Consider the following 17,708-nt stretch of genomic DNA (forward strand, 5'->3'; position numbering starts at 1 on the left):
ATAAGATTTATTTTATGAAACAGCCAATTTTATTAAAAAAATTCTAATATCTCAAAAGCTCAACTTTTTATATCATAAAAATTTTCCAAAATCAGTAAAATTTCCTCACCATAATCCCTGATTTTACGCTTCCCCATTCCCTTTAACTGCGAAAGTTCTTCCATATTTTTAGGATTGGTTTTTGCAATATTTGCCAAAAGCTGGTTTGAAGCAATAATATATGGCGGATAGCCCAACAGCTGTGCTTCTCCTGCTCGCCATTCCTTTAATATCTTGTACAGTTCCACTTCATCTTCTGTCAAATACTCCATATAATTTGGGTTAGCATCTTTAAATTCTTTTACATCTTGTGTAAAATTATCTTTTCCAGAGTTTTTATTAAATTTATCTATTTTTTCACACTCAACAAAAGCCGTCCAGTAATATTTCCCCTCAATTTTCACCAATTCAGCCTGATACTTCACAATTTGAACATCTTTTAACACTTTTTCCAGTTTTTCCTGCTCAAATTCCTCCATTTTATCATCAAATGGCAATGTTACTATTTTTAACACCTCAATTTCCCCCTTTTTTATATTCTTACTGTCTTAAAACCGCACCATAATCCTTCTCAACCTTAGCTACAATTTTATTGGAAATGTCTACAATTTCTTTTTCTTCCAGTGTTTTGCTCTTATCTCTTAGAACTACGCTGATTGCCACACTCTTCATTCCTGGCAGTACTCCTACACCTTGATAAATATCAAATAGTTCCACTTTTTCTATTTTCTTGTCAACTTTCTGGATTGTTTTTAATACATCTCCAACAAGAATTTCTTCCTTCATAACGAATGCAAAATCTCTTGGAACTGCCGGATATTTTACAATTCCTTGATAATTTACCTTTTTACCGATATATTTCTGAATCAAGTCAATGTTAAATTCTCCAACTAGAACTGATGTTTTCCCTAAGTCAAAGTTTTCCAGCACATCTGGATGAATTTCTCCAAAACTTCCAATTAATTCACGTCCCACAAATACATCAACTGAACGTCCAGGGTGGAACTGGCTTTGTTCAGAACGTTTTATCATATAGTTATTAAATTTAAGCTGTGTAAAGATTTCTTCTACAATTCCCTTCAAATCGTAAAAATCGTAAGGAACAGGTTTTGGATTCCACAATGTCTTGTCGTTTTCTCCAGCCAGAATTATTCCCAATTTCACTTCTTCTTTTGCCAATTCTTCGGCTTTTTCAAAAGTTCTGCTCACTTCAAAGAATCTGATATTTGAAACATTTCTGTTAATGTTATCCTTTGCGTTTTTGATAAGGCTGTAAAGCAATGTCGGACGCAATGTTACGAAATCCTCTGTAATTGGTTTTAACACATCAATCAGTTTTTCCTGTGCAACTGTATATTTTATTTTTTCCATCGCATCTTTTGGAACAAAGCTGTAGTTGATAACTTCCTTAAGTCCTGCATTTGCTGCAATAAGCTTTACCTGCGTAGAAAGTTTTGTTGTGTCAATAACTGGCTGTTCACTAATATCCAGTTTCGGTAAAATGTTTTCGATATTGTCAAAACCATACATTCTGATGATTTCTTCAAAGTAGTCCTGCTCATTTTCCAAATCATCTCGGTAACTTGGTGCAGTCAATGTCAAAGTTTCTCCATTATCCACAACTTCGATTTCAAGTCTAGTTAAAATTCCAATAACAGTTTCACGAGGAATTACTTTCCCAACGAAACGGTTCAGTCTTTCAAAATTAAGTTCAGCAGATTTTTTCTCATAAGGGACAGGATAATTATCAACAGCTCCAGCCAATATTACTCCACCTGCTACTTCCTGAATCAAGTTTGCAAGTCTATTTATCACATTAATCGCATTTTCCTCGTCCACTCTTCTTTCAAACCTGTATGAAGAGTCGCTTGATAAAGTCAATCTTCTTGAAGTTTTTCTCACATTTTGCGAGTTAAAGTTTGCTACTTCCAGAAGGATATTTTTTGTATTTTCAGTAATTTGTGAATTTTCTCCGCCCATTACACCACCAAGTGCCACAGCCTTCACCCCATCTGAAATTACAATATCATCACTATTTAACTCTCTTTCCTGTTCATCAAGCGTAACCAGTTTTTCATTTTCAAGCCCTGCTCTCACAACAATCTTTCCACCTTCAATTTTATCAAGGTCAAAAGCATGATTAGGCTGATTAAGTTCCATCATCACAAAATTTGAAGCATCTACAATATTATTAATACTTCTGATTCCAATAGATTCTACTCTTTCCTTAAGCCATTTTGGACTGTCCTTAACCGTTACATTTTTAATAATTCTAGCCACATATCTTTTCGCCAAATTGCTGTCTGCAATTTCAACCGAAATATTGTCGGCAGTTTTTTCGCTACTTTCAGTATTTATCACAAAACTAGGATATTTTACTTCCTTCCCGTAATAAGCCCCCAGTTCTCTTGCAATCCCAATATGCGATAAACAATCAGGACGGTTTGGCGTAATTTCCAGCTCGAACACAGTATCATTAATTCCCAAATATTCCTTCATTGGTATTCCAGCAGGTGTATCTTGAGGTAAAATCATAATCCCGTCAGAATCCTTGCCAATATTCAGCTCTTCTTCTGAACAAAGCATTCCATTTGATTCTACACCTCTTATCTTCCCTTTTTTAATAACAAAGTCTTCAGCCAGTTTTGCTCCAACCTGTGCTAAAACAACCTTATCCCCAGTCTTATGATTAGATGCACCACATACAACCTGCAAAATTTCCTTCCCATTATCTATTTTACAAATCGTCAAATGATCCGAATCAGGATGCATCTCCTTTTCAACAATATGTGCCGTTACAACATTTTCCAAGTTTTCCCCCAGCACTTCGATTTTTTCCACTTCCTGCCCAATCATAGTAAGGGCATTCTCCATTTCATTTATTTCTATTCCATCTAAATCTATATACTGCTTTAACCAGTTCAACGAAATCAGCATTTTTTTCTCCTTATTTTTCTTTTTTTTATTTCAAATATATTATACAATCTATCTTATTAATAAATGATAATCCAAGTTTTTTGATTAGTAATTATTTTTTCTTTTTTTTATTTATCATAAGTTTTTCTAAGCAGGGAGATCAAACGCTATCTCCCTGCACCCACGCTTTACGCAAAACTTTCTTATAAAAGAAAAAGAAAACTCGATTTTTAATAAAGATTATTTCATTTCTTTAAATAATTACAATTTAAATTATATTCAAAAATCTCAAACAGTTCTTTTTCTTTTAACGAAATTTTGCTTGATTTTTGTTTTAATCAAACAATCATTGTAATTAAATTAAAATGTCGTGATTTTTTTGGAATAAAATTGATTGTCTGAGCTTTTTCAAGATTTTTAAATTACTAAAATTTAGAGAGTTTATAATAACTTTTATTAAAAAGCGAGTTTCAATTTTATTTCAAAAAAATGCTTAGACAAGCTGGGATTAGTGCGTAGCACTTTCGCCAAAATCTTCAGATGTTATAATTTGAAGAAATTGAAATAACTAATATTGCGAAATAAAAGGGAATAGCGACTGTTCCCCTTTGCTTTATAAAAAAACATACAAATTATAGAAAAATATTTATTAACCATAATAATTTATTTATAAAATTTACCAATGAAAGTTTTATAAATTCCTATAATCAAACAAATTTAAAAATATGTTTTTGCTATTTTTATAAATAATTCGGGTTTTTCTATATACTTCATATTTTTTGAAAAATTACTTCTCCAGTTTTCTTCTCAATTTGTATATTTTTATTGTTCTTATTTTCTAAAACCGTAATTTTTCCAATTTCCTTCAAAAATAATTTTCCAAAATCTTACCTTTTGATTTTCCACTCTAATTCCATTTTTATCTAAAAAATATATTCAGAAATTTTGACTTTTTCCAAATTTTTATCCATATTCAAGCTAAAAATCTTATCTTTCGCAGAATCAATTTCTTCAATAATTCCGAATTTAAAGTCAAAATTATCCTTATTTCTAGCATCTTCATTATATTCATTCTTTAAAACAAAATCAATATAATTTTTTACAAACAATTTTGAAGCCATCCTGTTTAATTTCAAATTTATTGTAATTTTTTCCAAATTATTATTTATTAAATTTTCTTTATTTTCTACTTCAATAACAAGAAATTCTACATCGTCAGAGCCATTTTTCAAATTCAAATAGAAATAATTTTTCACATCTTCAAAAAATATTTTTTTCTTTTTCAAGACGTCTTCAAAGCCATTTTTGTAAAAAATATATTTACCAACCGAACTTTCTTCCATTTTTAGCCATAAAAACTGAATTGGTGCAAGTGATATAATGAATATTCCAATCCAGAATAAAAACTCAAAATAACTTTTTCCCCAGTTCACAAGCGATGTAATTACAAGGAAAAATCCGAAAACAATGCAAATTGCTATAATAAATGTGCTTTTTATAATTAGAACTTGTGAAACTGCAGCTTTTCCAACTGTTTTTCCTAATATTTTTTCTTTCATTTTCAAAAATTATCTCTCTTTATCTTTTCTAAATTTTTCCATTCTTACAATTCCTTCATCATCTGCTTTATTTATTCCATTTTTGTAGCTATATTCCATTTTTTTATAAAATTGTACAGCTGTAATAGACGCAGGTATCTCGATTCTTTTGGCTCTTAAAAAATATTCATCTTTTTCCAATGTTTCAATAATTTTTCGTCCTATTCCCTTTCCTTGATGTTCAGGCGAGATAAAAATAGTAAATAAAGAACTTTCATCAATTTTATCCCAATATGGTGCAATTGCTCCACATCCAATAATATTGCCCTTTTCTTCGGCAACATAAAAATGTGTCCACGAAGCTCTTTTAAGAACATTTTCAGGCTGGAAATTATTTACATAATTTTCTATTGTATCAGCAGAATAATCTTTTATATTTGTTTTTCGCAATGTTTCTGCAATCAATTCAGATACTTTTTTAGCGTCTTTTTCTTCAAATCTGCGTATTTTCATATTTTTCTTTCGAATTACACTAATTAAATCCTAAAATTGATTTAAAAATCTCTCATCATTTTCAAAAAATGCCCTCAAATCATCAATTCCATATTTTAACATTGTAATTCTTTCAAGCCCTAGCCCGAATGCAAAACCTTGATATTTTTTCGGATCGATTCCAACACCTTCCAGAACTTTTGGATTTACCATTCCGCTTCCTAGAATTTCAAGCCACCCAGTCCCTTTACAAACTCTACATCCAGCTCCTTTACAAACTCCACATTCTACATCCATTTCAGCCGATGGTTCTGTGAATGGGAAAAAATGCGGACGGAACCTTACTTTTCTGTCTTCTCCAAATATTTTTTTCACGATATTTTCCAAAATCGCTTTAAAATTAGCAAAAGAAACATCTTCTCCTACCATAAGCCCTTCCATCTGATGAAACATTGGCGTATGTGACACATCGTAGTCTGGGCGGTAAACTTTCCCAATCGAAATCATCCTAAATGGTGGTTTTCTATCTTCCATATATCTAATTTGCATACCAGAAGTTTGTGTTCTTAGCACAACATTTTCTTCTTCGATGTAAAATGTATCTGAAATTTCACGTGAAGGATGTGTTTTTGGAATGTTTAATGCATCAAAATTATATTTTACATATTCCACTTCTGGTCCATCCACAATGTCAAATCCCATTGTAGAAACAATGTCCTTTATTTCCATAACTGTCTTTGTAAGCGGATGAAGCGAACCCACGTTAGCCTTTCTTCCTGGCAAAGTCACATCTATAGTTTCGTTTTTCAGTCTTTGCTGTTTTGCAATTTCCTTTAAGTCAGTATTTACTTCTTCAAGTCTATTTTGCAGTACATTTTTTATTTCATTCGTAACTTTTCCAAATTCAGCCCGCTTTTCAGCTGCAATATCAGCCATTCCCTTCATAATAGCTGTAAATTCCCCTTTTTTCCCCAATATCTTAACTCTGAGGTCATTCAGCTCCTCAAGATTTTCCACCTCTTTAAGTTTTGCTAACACTTCTTCTTTCAAGTGTGCCAATTTGTCTAACATTTTTCCTCCTGTTTGCTTCACTTTTCTTTATTTTTACCATAAAAATTTATGTTTTTATTATATCACACTTTAAATATATTAAAAAGTTTAAATTTCCAAAACGAAAATAAACATTGAATAAAATTTAAAAAAATGTTATAATATTTTCATATAAAAAACAATCTGTGTGGAATTTTTTATAAATTTGTGAAAAAAATCCTTGTTCTTAATTGAGCAGGGATTTTTTTTATGATATAATAAGCAAGTCAAAAAGGTTTCACAAGCCTTTTAGGCAGTTTCACACAGATTGGAGGTGGTAACGATGATTAATCAAGACTGGGCTATTTTGCTGGTTATAATCGTTCTATTTTTGATTTTTAGCCATCAAAGATAGTCGGAACTTGATAATCTCCTTTCTGCCTTATACCCACTGGTTTATCTGCTAACTAGTGGGTTTTATTATTTTTTGGATATTTTGATTAATAAAAAAGACATAATAATGAAATACTCTTCAAAATTATGTCTTTATATTATTTGGAATGAAGTCAACGATGACTTGAATTATTTTAATATTTTTTGCTCAAATTTTTTACCACCATAATAAATCATATATTTTTTATCCTGCAATGCTCCTGGATTTACATACATTACTCCACCTTTTTCTGAAATAAATTCTTTGTGTGTATGTCCAAAAATACAAATTTCGGCTTTTTCTAAATGTACTTTTTTCTCTAATTCTTCAAGTGTAGTTTTTACGTTATACAGATGTCCATGTGTTAATAACACCTTTTTTCCCATTAAATCAAATATTTTAGTTTCTCTAGACTCATAATCATCCATATCAGTATTACCCTTTACAATGGCAAAAAGTACATCTCTATAGACTAACGACATATCAATTGCGTCTGTGCTATGATCTCCTGCAAAAATTACGATTTCTGGCTGCTCCAAATCTATTACTTGCTGAAAATACTCAAGCCTCCCATGACTATCAGAACAAATTAATACTTTCATTAAATCTCCTCTCTCCATTTTGTTCTTTATTATTTCTTCATCGAAAAACTTTTTGCATCATACTAAAATATTTAATAATAAAGTCCTTCGAATAATCATTTCCCTAACAATTTTATTTATGCTTTATAAGTTTAAAGCTGTATTTTAATATTATGATATTTTATCTAAAATAACTATTTATAACAATTTATTATTCAACTTTTTAAATACTCAAATATATTATACCACGTTTTTTAATTTTATACTAATTTTATGTGCTATGCAATAAGTATTAATTTTACTAATAAATTTTGATTATTTATTATAATCTAAAAAATTTATAAAAATATTATTTTTATTATAATTTTCTTTTATCTTAAAAACCTATAAAAATCAAAAAGTAAATTAATACCATTATATCTTATCTATCAGCCTATTTAAAATAATTATATTAGTAAAACATAAATATTTAAAATTAAAATTTTTTAAACTTATTTTTTATAAAAGATTTAAAATATTACATTATACCAATTAAATTCTATATTTTTTATTTATTAGCTTAAACCTAAAGAAATTCAGTATATTTTTAAAATATAATCTATATGCGATATTATAAATAATATCTTGAAAATACACTTGAAACAGTTATTTCTCTAAAATAAAATTCAGATTTACTCAAACAGTTACATAATAATAGCTGTTTGAGTAATATAATATTTTTAATCTAAAAATTATTTTAAATTATTAATTTAATTTTAAAAATTAAAGATATAGAATTTACACAATAAAGATTGGCTTTTGAAGATTTTCAAGTATTCTAACTCCCAGTTTACCAGTAATTCTTTCCACCATTATTGTATATCGCAAATCTCCCATTAAGACCAAGTCATAATTTTGAGCTTCGTTCATAATTGTCTTGAAAGTGTCACCTTTTTTATGAATAAGATTATAGTTGTCGCCAAATCTTTCTGTTAGGCTGCTTTCATCCTCTTCTTCAACATTTACACGCAACACATCTATTTTTTGCTCACCAAACATATGGAAGAAAGTAAACAATGTCTTGTTCGCATTATAAGCACCATCATCAAGTAGCATCAAGTTGTCCAATCTAAAGTCTTCTATGTTTGGCAATATAATTAATGGTTTAAAAATACTTCTTAATATTTCCTTCAATACAGGAGTTACTTTTTCATTTTTTACAAGTACAAGCAAATCGTATTTTTTTAGTTCTTCTAAAACAATTTCTGCTGTTTCACCATCTTTTGAGTAAAAATTTGAAATATCAGATGTTATTTTATCCTTTAATTTTTTTACAGTTTTTTCTTCTAGTTCTCTGTATTCCTTAAAGGCATAGTTTGCTCCAATATTTAGTCCCATTCCTTCGATACTTACAGGAAATACCTCATATTTTAAGATATCTTTGATATAGATAACATCAACATCAACATTATATTTTTGCTTAAACACTTTTGCAAAACTAACTAATGGATGTATTTCGCTTTCCGCCGTAACTAAAAATAATGCTTTTTTTTGTAACATTTTAACCACTTCCTTATATATGAGAATTTATATTTATCTTATTTTTCTTCTTCGGTTAAATCAGGCTCTTCTGTGATTTTTACTACAGAAGCTATTTTTTCATTATTTCTAACTTTCATTATTCGCACACCTGAAGCTGAACGTCCTATTACAGATATATTATTTACGCTTGTTCTAATTAGTGTACCTTCTGAAGTAATAAGCATAATTTCATCATTTTCCTTGACAATTTTCACATCTACAATTTTTCCAGTTTTTTCATTCAGTTTTGCATTGATAATTCCTTTTCCACCTCTTGACTGGAATCTATATTCAGAAAGTTTTGTACGTTTTCCATATCCTTCTTCAGTAATTGTAAGAATTCTCATTTCATCATTATTCATTTCTGAATTAATAATTGCAGCACCTACAATTTTGTCCTTGTCTCGAAGAGTAATACCTTTTACTCCAGTTGCCCCAGTTCCCATACTTCTTACATCTTTTTCAGAGAATCTTATGGCAATACCATTTCTCGTAGCAACAAAAATTTCATCTTCGCCAGTTCCGCTTGTAAGCCCGATATACATCACTTCATCTTCATCATTTAATCTAATCGCTCGTTTTCCAGCTTTCATAATATTACTAAACAATGTCAATTCAGATTTTTTAACGACTCCATTTCGTGTTACGAAGAATAAATTCTTATTCTTTTCAAATTCACGAACTTTTATTATCGTGCTGACTTTTTCATCATCATCCAGATTTATAATGTTTCCAATCAGTTTTCCACGTGCCTGTTTTCCAGTTTCAGGAATTTCATAAACTTTTATGCTGAATACTTTTCCTTTCGTTGTGAAAATAAGCAATGTATCAAGAGTTTTTGCTATGTACATATCTTTTACAACATCGTCTTCTATTGTATTTGTAGCATTTACTCCGATTCCACCACGTTTTTGTGAACGGTAAGTGTCAATTGCTACACGTTTTACGTACCCTTTTTCTGTAAGTGTTACAACAACTTCTTCGTCCTTAATCAAGTCTTCTATGCTGATTTCGGCTCTTGCATTTCTGATTTCAGTTCTACGTTCATCACCAAAATCTTCTTTTAACTTAAGTGCCTCCTCTTTAATTATACCATATATTTTTGAATCGTCAGATAAAATTCCAGTTAATTCTTCAATTAATAGCATAAGTTCGTTATATTCCTGATTAATTTTATCTCTTTCAAGTCCAGTAAGCCTTTGCAATCTCATATCCAGAATTGCTTTTGCCTGAATTTCTGAGAATCCAAATTTTGCAATTAATTCAGTCCGTGCAACATTTGCATCCTTTGAAGCACGTATAATTCTAATTACTTCCTCAATGTTATCAAGTGCAATTTTGAACCCTTCCAAGATGTGAGCTCTATTTTTAGCCTTTTTCAACTCAAATTCAGTTCTTCTTGTAATTACTTCAAATCTATGTTCCAGATATTTTTGAAGAACCTGCTTTAAATTCAACACTCTTGGTGCATTATCCACAAGTGCAAGCATAATTACACCAAATGTATTTTGTAAATCAGTAAATTTATAAAGGCTGTTTAGAATTAGTTCACTTTCCTCACCTTTTTTCAGCTCAATTACAATTCTGATACCATCTCTGTCAGTTTCATCCCGCAAATCAGATATTCCAGTAATTTTCTTCTGTCTTACCAAATCTGCAATTTTTTCAATAAGTCTGGCTTTATTTACCTGATATGGTAATTCTGTAACAATAATCGACTCTTTTCCAGTTTTTGAAGTTTCAACTTCCACACGTCCTGCAACCCGCAGTTTTCCACGTCCAGTTCTATACGCATCATAAATCCCTTGTTTCCCGTTAATTATACCTCCAGTTGGAAAATCTGGACCTTTTATATATGTAATCAGTTCATCAATCGAAATTTCAGGATTATCAATCAATGCCACAATTCCATCAACGACCTCTCCTAAATTATGTGGCGGAATATTTGTAGCCATTCCGACAGCAATACCGTTTGCTCCATTTAGTAGTAAATTGGGAAGTTTAGCAGGCAATACAACTGGCTCATCCAAACTTTCATCAAAGTTTTTACGATAGTCTATTGTATCCTTATTAATATCCGCAAGCAGCTCTTCAGTAATTTTAGCCATTCTAGCTTCTGTATACCGCATTGCCGCCGCTTCATCCCCATCAATCGAACCAAAGTTTCCATGTCCGTCGATAAGTTCATATCTCATATTAAAGTCCTGTGCCATTCTAACCATTGCACCATAAACTGATGAATCCCCGTGTGGATGGTATTTCCCCAATACATCCCCGACAATTCTTGCCGATTTTTTAAATGGAGTTTTATGGCTCATTCCCATTTCACTCATGGAAAACAAAATTCTTCTATGCACAGGCTTTAATCCATCACGCACATCAGGTAACGCACGGCTAACAATTACACTCATCGAATAATCCAAATAAGCCGCCTTTATCTCATCCTCAATATAGACATTAGATTCATTTGATAAATCCGTAGCCTTAGGCAATCCCTCCACAATGATTTCCCTATCGTCGTTCTCATCCATTTCCGTTATCTCTTCTTCTCTTTCATCGTCATCTCTAAAATCGTCTGACATCCTGCACCTCTTTTCTTCTCTTTTACTTTATAATCCACCTTCTTAAAATTCCACAACCTAACTTGTATATTTATCTATTAAACATCTTTTATAAAATAAATTTTTGCTAACAAATGTTATTCCTATAATTTCCATATCTTCTTCTTTTTTTAAGCAAGGGAAATCAATCGCCATTTCCCTTGCATCCCTGGCTCGTCTAAGCATTTTTTGAAAATAAAAATTAAACTCGCTTTGCTCAAACAGAAATTTTTATTTCCAAAAAATCACGACAACTTTAACCTAGTTACAACAATTGATTTAACTAAATCAAAATCAAACAAAATTTCATTAGAAGAAAAATAGCTAAACACGAATGTATTTTTTTCACTATAATTTTTACATTAAATATCATTTACTTGAATCATTTTAACTTTTTATTGTGAACTTATGCTTTTGGAATCTCTTTATGAGTTAAACGAATTCTATTTTTCTTTTATAAGAAAGTTTTGCATCGAGCAGGTGTGCAGAGGTATGGCGTCTGATACCTCTGCGTTAAAAAAATTAATATAAATAAAATAAGAAAAAATAAATTATATATCCAAATTCCTTACGTAGTTTGCATTATCCTCGATAAATTTTCTTCTCGGCTCAACTTTATCTCCCATCAGAATATTAAACATCTTATCGGCATAGGAAGCGTCTTCCATTGATACTTTTAACAATGTTCTTACTTCTGGATCAAGTGTTGTTTCCCAAAGTTGTTCTGGGTTCATTTCTCCTAGCCCTTTGTAACGCTGGATTGTGTATTTTCTTCCTTCTCCTTCCAGCACTCTTGTCACTTGTTTCATCTGATCGTCCGAATAGGCGTATCTTATTGCTTTTCCTGCCTGAATCTTGTATAAAGGCGGCTGTGCGATATAGATATAGCCTTCATTTATTAATTCTCTCAGATGTCTATAGAAGAATGTTAGCATTAATGTTCTGATGTGAGCACCATCAACATCGGCATCTGTCATAATTACGATTTTATGGTATCTTAGTTTTTTTAAGTCCATTTCTTCGCCAAATCCAGCTCCAAAGGCTGTAATCATTGCTCTAATTTCTGCATTTTCCAGAGCTTTATGCACTCCTGATTTTTCTACGTTTAAGATTTTTCCACGAAGTGGCAATATTGCCTGAAATCTTCTGTCTCTTCCTTGTTTTGCAGAACCTCCTGCCGAGTTTCCTTCGACTATGAAAATTTCTGATTCAGCCGGATCTTTTGAAGAGCAGTCTGCCAATTTACCAGGTAGTGATCCTACTTCCAATGTATTTTTTCTAAGTACAAGCTCTCTTGCTTTTTTCGCTGCTTCTCTTGCCCTTTTTGACATTGCCATTTTTTCAATAATTTTTTCAGCTGCCTTTGGATGATCTTCTAGATAAAATTTCAAGTTGCTTCCAACAATATTTGATACAATCCCTGTAACTTCACTGTTTCCAAGTTTTGTTTTTGTCTGTCCTTCAAATTGAGGCTCGGGTATTTTTACACTTATTACACAGACAAGTCCTTCTCTTACATCTGTTCCTTGAAATGTCCCATTTTTATCCTTAATTAAGTTCATCTGTTTTGCAATATCATTAATTGTTCTCGTAAGCGCAGTTCTAAATCCGCTAACGTGAGTTCCGCCTTCATGGGTATTTATGTTATTTACAAACGAATAAACAGTTTCTCTTTGTGAAGTCGTGTAGTTCATCGCAATTTCCACTTCCACGAATTTTGCACTTCGCTGTTTTTTCACCGTGTTTCCATCCTCATCCACAGTTTCTACTTCCTTAGCTTCCTCAATTTGCATTGTATCAGCCATATAAATCACATCATCAACGATTTTTTCCTCATCAATAATTTCATTTAAAAAGTCCTTTATTCCACCTTCAAATAAAAATTCTTCAGCTTTTATATTTTCAGCATTTCTTTCATCAGCTAGCTCAATTTTTAAGCCTTTGTTCAAATATGCCAATTCTTTTAGACGTGATTCCAGCACAGAATAATCGTAAACTGTTGTTTCGAATATTTCATCATCAGCCTTAAATCTAATTACAGTTCCGTGTGCATCAGCATCTGCCACGCCAATTTCTTCCACAGGCGAAGTTGGCACACCACGCTGATATGTCTGTCTAAAAATCTTTCCATCACGTGTTACAGTTGCTTCAAGCCATTCTGACAAAGCATTTACGACAGATACCCCAACTCCGTGAAGTCCACCTGACACTTTATAATTATCATTATCAAATTTTCCTCCAGCGTGAAGCACAGTAAGTACAACTTCTAAAGTTGATTTTCCAGTTTTGTGCATTCCCACAGGGATTCCACGTCCATTGTCAGATACCTCGATAATATTTCCTGCAAGAATCTTTACAGTAATTTTATCACAAATTCCAGCAAGCGCTTCGTCCACACTGTTATCTACAATTTCCCATACTAGATGGTGAAGCCCACGTGCTGAAGTTGATCCGATATACATTCCTGGACGCTTTCTAACTGCTTCCAGCCCTTCCAGAACCGTAATCGCCTCTGCTCCATAATTATTATCCATTATTTATTTCCTCCATTTTATCCAAAACTTTTCATATTTTTTATAAAATATAATAAAATCTATTTTCCAACACAAAAATTCCCAAATACATGATCTAAAATATCTTCAGACGATATTTCTCCAGTAATCTCTGAAAGTGAATCCAGAGCTTCTTTTAAATCTACAGAAATTAAGTCCATAGGAAGTCCCATATCTATTGTTTCAAAAATATTTCTTATTGCGTCTTTTGTTTTCTCAAGTGCTGTTTTGTGACGAATATTTGTAATTATCAGTTTTTCTGATGAGTTTTCCACATCTTCTTCTACAATATATGAATAGATTTTTTCTTGCATATCTTCAATTCCAATATTGTCTTTTGCCGAAATTTCAACAATATTTTCCAAGTTATACCCTTCAAGATTAATTTTTTTATTTAAATCAATCTTATTCAATAATACTATAACTTTCTTTTTATTTTCTTTTATCTGATTTATAACTTCTATATCCTCATTTTCCAGCTCCTTTGAAGCATCCAGTACAAGAAGCACCAAATCAGCCTTTTCAATAAACTGCTTAGACTTTTCTACACCAATATTTTCCACAATGTCATCAGTTTTTCTAATTCCTGCTGTATCAACCAGAACCAAGGGAATTCCTTTTATATTGATTATTTCCTCAATAACATCTCTCGTAGTCCCAGCAATATGCGTTACAATGGCACGCTCTTCATGAAGCAGAGCATTTAGCAATGTCGATTTCCCAACATTTGGTTTTCCCACAATAACTGTCTTTATTCCCTCTTTTATTTTTTTTCCTGTATTATATGAATCAATTAACCGATTTGCTTCTTCATATACTTTTTCAAGATTATCTCTAAGTTCTACTGGCAACGGATCGTCAATTCCTTCTTCAGGATAATCCAGCACTACATTTACATGTGCTGTAATATCTAGCAAAGCCTTCTTAAATTCATTAACTTTATCACGCAAGTCCCCTCTTAACTGATCGAGCGACAGTGATACGCTCTTTTCTGTTTTTCCCTGAATAATATCCATAACCGCCTCAGCCTGTGACAAGTCTATACGTCCATTCATAAATGCTCGCTTTGTAAATTCACCACTTTCAGCATGTCTTGCTCCATTTCTTAGCACAAGTTCCAGCACTTTTTCCGAAACAAGCGTTCCGCCGTGACAATTTATTTCTACAATATCTTCACAAGTATAGCTTTTTGGGGCTTTTAGCCTTACAGCCATTGCTTCATCTACTATTTTTTCTCCATCCTTGATAAATCCATAATTTAATTTATAAAAACCCAAATCAGCATTTGGGTTTTTTTTAATAAATATTTTGTCCAGTATTTCAAATGATTTATCGCCGGATATTCTTATTATGGCAATCCCGCCTTCACCTTTTGGAGTGGAAATCGCCGCAATTGTATCAAATAACATTCTATCCCTCTATTTTCTAAAATCATTTTTCAATTTTATTTTTTTACCTACAATTTTAAACACAATAGTTTAATTTTTTTCATCTAATTTTCTAATCACTAAATATCTTTTTGGCTCTTCCCCAACACTCTCAGTTTTTAGTCCTTCCATAAATGAAATTTCTTCATGAATAATTTTACGTTCACGTGCAGCCATTGGGTTCAGCTTTACGGCATTTCCAGTTGCTAAAACTGCTTTACCTTTTTTTCTTGCCAAATCTCTTAATGATTTTTCACGTTTTTCTTTATAATTGTTAGAATCTATAGAGATTTTCAGATTTTTAAATTTTTTAGTTGTACTGATTAAATATTCTAAGTTATTTAAGGCACTTCCTTTTTCACCAATTAAAAATCTCATATCTTTTCCATCAAGAATAACTAGATATTTACCATTATTTTCTTTTTTTACATTTATAATCTTTATATCTAATTTTGCATTTACTATAAATTCCTTGAAAAATCCTCTGATTTTATCTATATTTGTATCATCCTGACTATTTTGAATAACTTTTTCTTCATTTTCAGGGCTTTCATTTCTGTAATTTTTTCTAATGTTATTTTTTTTAGAATCATAATTATTTTGATTTTTTACATCTTTTTTTTCTTTTTTGGAAATTTTCTCTTCATTTTGTACTCTTGGTTTTTCTGATTTTACATCACTCGATTTCAAATCAGATTTTTTAACAATTTCAATTTCATATTCACCTTTTATATTGATAAATAATATTTTTTTAGGATGTTTCAAAACTTTTACCTGATAAGTTTCATCTTCTTTTAAAGTCAATGAACGGCTTACCATATTTTTAAGTTCTTCCTCATTTTGTGCCTTTAATACTATCTTTTCCATCATCACTTCTTCCTTTCAAAATGAAATACTGCTGAACTAATGACAAAGCTCCCGAAACTAAGTAATACAAGGTTACCCCTGACGGCATATTATAAAATATGAACAGCATCATAAGAGGCATCATATAAAGCATTGTCTGCATCTGCTGATTGCTTTCCTGTCCACTAGTTGCGCTCGTCATTATTTTCTGCTGAATATACGTCACTCCTACATTTAAGATTGGTAATAAATTAAATGCAAATTTTCCTATCATAAATAATCTGTCAGGTTGTTTTAATGTAAACCATAAGAATTTTGCGTCTGCTGGAATTGCATTTCCGCTAAAAGCCCAATATAATGCTACAAATATTGGCATCTGAATTAATAGTGGCAGACATCCTCCTAGGGGATTTACTCCACTTTCTCTATAAAGTTCTGCTGTTTTTTGCTGGTATTCTTTTGGATCATCTTTATATTTTTCTTTTATTTTTTCAAGTTCAGGCTGTAGTTCCCTCATTTTTTTCATTGACTTTTCCTGTTTTAATGTTAATGGAAATACAATTATTCTCATTAAAATTGTAACAATTATTATTGCTATACCGTAATTTCCCACAACACCATATATCGCATTTAAAACATGTACGACAAAATCAACAAGTGCCTGTATTTTAAACATATATTATTTCCTCCACTTTTTTATTTTAACGGGTCATAGCCACCTTTGTGAAAAGGATGACATTTTAGTAATCTTTTTATTGTCAGATAACTACCTTTTAATGCTCCATATTTTGTAATTGCCTGTCGTGAATATTCTGAGCAAGTTGGATAAAATCTGCATCTTCTTCCAAAATATGGTGAAATGCCCTTTTGATAAAATTTTAACAAATATAGCAATATTTTTTTCATCATTTTACCACCTTGATAATATCCTTTTCGATATCCCCATACTTTAAATTTTTTAAATTATCTTTCAAAATAGATTTGCCTACGAATACATAATCAGTATTTTTTCTAAATTTATCCTTATGTATTTTTACAAATTCTTTAAAAATTCTTTTGATTCTATTTCGTTGAACTGCATTTCCAGTTTTTTTGCTGGCTACAAAGCCAAATCGCTGGTCGTTATTCTTATTTTCATTTATAAAAATAATAGCATACTTTGTATGCATCTTTTTTGATCTGTTATATATTAATGAAAAATCTTTTGTTTTCTTAATTTTATTAATAGACATATTTCTCTTCTTTGATTTAAAATAAGTGAGAGCTTATAAATTTACGTCTAAAAAAATTTAGAGCGTTTTTCTTTTAAAAAGCTCTCTAGTTTAGATATTAATGCTTTTAAAAACCCAGTGTTGAATTTAACACCGGGTTATGCTGATAATTTAGCTCTTCCTTTAGCTCTTCTTCTTTTTAAAACATTTCTTCCGCTTTTATTTTGCATTCTTTTTCTAAATCCATGATCTTTTTTTCTTTTTCTTTTATTTGGTTGATATGTTCTTTTAGTCATCCTTTTTCCTTTCTATTATATTTTAAAAAAATTATTGTCTTTTATAGACATTATATACAATATTCAAAAAAAAGTCAAGTTTAATGCTTTGTGTCATAAAGTATGATAAAACTCTATTAATATCTAACTGTAAAGCTAACAAAAAAAACTACTTGTAAATTTTATACTAAAGTTCAGCTTATTAAAAG

Annotated in this window: 15 protein-coding genes; all 15 read right to left on the reverse strand. The window is 31.0% G+C overall.

What is annotated here, in order from left to right:
• Positions 1-59 precede the first annotated feature (59 nt).
• The 15 genes from FVE75_RS10705 to rpmH all read right to left on the reverse strand — a co-directional run bounded on the left by FVE75_RS10705 (position 60) and on the right by rpmH (position 17,520).
• Positions 60-554, reverse strand: coding sequence for an HRDC domain-containing protein (locus tag FVE75_RS10705; protein ID WP_147006409.1), 495 nt, complete (start codon positions 552-554; stop codon positions 60-62).
• Positions 555-579: 25 nt separating this feature from the next.
• Positions 580-2,976: a phenylalanine--tRNA ligase subunit beta gene (gene pheT, locus FVE75_RS10710; RefSeq protein ID WP_147006410.1), complete on the reverse strand. Its 2,397-nt coding sequence runs from the start codon at positions 2,974-2,976 to the stop codon at positions 580-582.
• A 902-nt stretch (positions 2,977-3,878) separates the two neighbouring features.
• A complete protein-coding gene (locus FVE75_RS10715; protein ID WP_232052554.1) occupies positions 3,879-4,514 on the reverse strand; it encodes a hypothetical protein in 636 nt (211 codons plus the stop codon).
• Between the two features lie 9 nt (positions 4,515-4,523).
• On the reverse strand, positions 4,524-5,006 hold the full coding sequence (locus tag FVE75_RS10720; RefSeq protein ID WP_147006411.1) for a GNAT family N-acetyltransferase: 483 nt from the start codon (positions 5,004-5,006) through the stop codon (positions 4,524-4,526).
• A 30-nt stretch (positions 5,007-5,036) separates the two neighbouring features.
• On the reverse strand, positions 5,037-6,056 hold the full coding sequence (gene pheS, locus FVE75_RS10725) for a phenylalanine--tRNA ligase subunit alpha (protein ID WP_147006412.1): 1,020 nt from the start codon (positions 6,054-6,056) through the stop codon (positions 5,037-5,039).
• Positions 6,057-6,596: 540 nt separating this feature from the next.
• Entirely contained in the window at positions 6,597-7,049 is a 453-nt protein-coding gene (locus FVE75_RS10730; RefSeq protein WP_147006413.1) for a YfcE family phosphodiesterase, read from the reverse strand.
• Between the two features lie 756 nt (positions 7,050-7,805).
• A complete protein-coding gene (locus FVE75_RS10735) occupies positions 7,806-8,567 on the reverse strand; it encodes a hypothetical protein (protein ID WP_026745485.1) in 762 nt (253 codons plus the stop codon).
• Between the two features lie 38 nt (positions 8,568-8,605).
• Positions 8,606-11,170 (reverse strand): DNA gyrase subunit A, encoded by a 2,565-nt coding sequence (gene gyrA, locus FVE75_RS10740; RefSeq protein ID WP_026745484.1) that lies wholly within the window; start codon positions 11,168-11,170, stop codon positions 8,606-8,608.
• Between the two features lie 569 nt (positions 11,171-11,739).
• Positions 11,740-13,722 (reverse strand): DNA topoisomerase (ATP-hydrolyzing) subunit B, encoded by a 1,983-nt coding sequence (gyrB, locus tag FVE75_RS10745; RefSeq protein ID WP_147006414.1) that lies wholly within the window; start codon positions 13,720-13,722, stop codon positions 11,740-11,742.
• 59 nt (positions 13,723-13,781) lie between these two features.
• On the reverse strand, positions 13,782-15,149 hold the full coding sequence (mnmE, locus tag FVE75_RS10750) for a tRNA uridine-5-carboxymethylaminomethyl(34) synthesis GTPase MnmE (protein WP_147006415.1): 1,368 nt from the start codon (positions 15,147-15,149) through the stop codon (positions 13,782-13,784).
• 69 nt (positions 15,150-15,218) lie between these two features.
• A complete protein-coding gene (locus FVE75_RS10755; protein ID WP_147006416.1) occupies positions 15,219-16,034 on the reverse strand; it encodes a Jag family protein in 816 nt (271 codons plus the stop codon).
• On the reverse strand, positions 16,003-16,689 hold the full coding sequence (locus tag FVE75_RS10760; protein ID WP_021743399.1) for a YidC/Oxa1 family membrane protein insertase: 687 nt from the start codon (positions 16,687-16,689) through the stop codon (positions 16,003-16,005). Before FVE75_RS10760 ends, FVE75_RS10755 begins: the two co-directional genes overlap by 32 nt.
• Positions 16,690-16,709: 20 nt before the next feature.
• Positions 16,710-16,919: a membrane protein insertion efficiency factor YidD gene (gene yidD, locus FVE75_RS10765; RefSeq protein ID WP_039900976.1), complete on the reverse strand. Its 210-nt coding sequence runs from the start codon at positions 16,917-16,919 to the stop codon at positions 16,710-16,712.
• Positions 16,919-17,245, reverse strand: coding sequence for a ribonuclease P protein component (gene rnpA / locus FVE75_RS10770; RefSeq protein ID WP_147006417.1), 327 nt, complete (start codon positions 17,243-17,245; stop codon positions 16,919-16,921). The genes yidD and rnpA overlap by 1 nt, the downstream gene beginning before the upstream one ends.
• 137 nt (positions 17,246-17,382) lie before the next feature.
• Entirely contained in the window at positions 17,383-17,520 is a 138-nt protein-coding gene (gene rpmH, locus FVE75_RS10775) for a 50S ribosomal protein L34 (RefSeq protein ID WP_006805377.1), read from the reverse strand.
• Positions 17,521-17,708 lie beyond the last annotated feature (188 nt).

It is taken from the genome of Leptotrichia hongkongensis, assembly GCF_007990635.1.
GTDB classification, from domain to species: Bacteria; Fusobacteriota; Fusobacteriia; order Fusobacteriales; family Leptotrichiaceae; genus Leptotrichia; species Leptotrichia hongkongensis.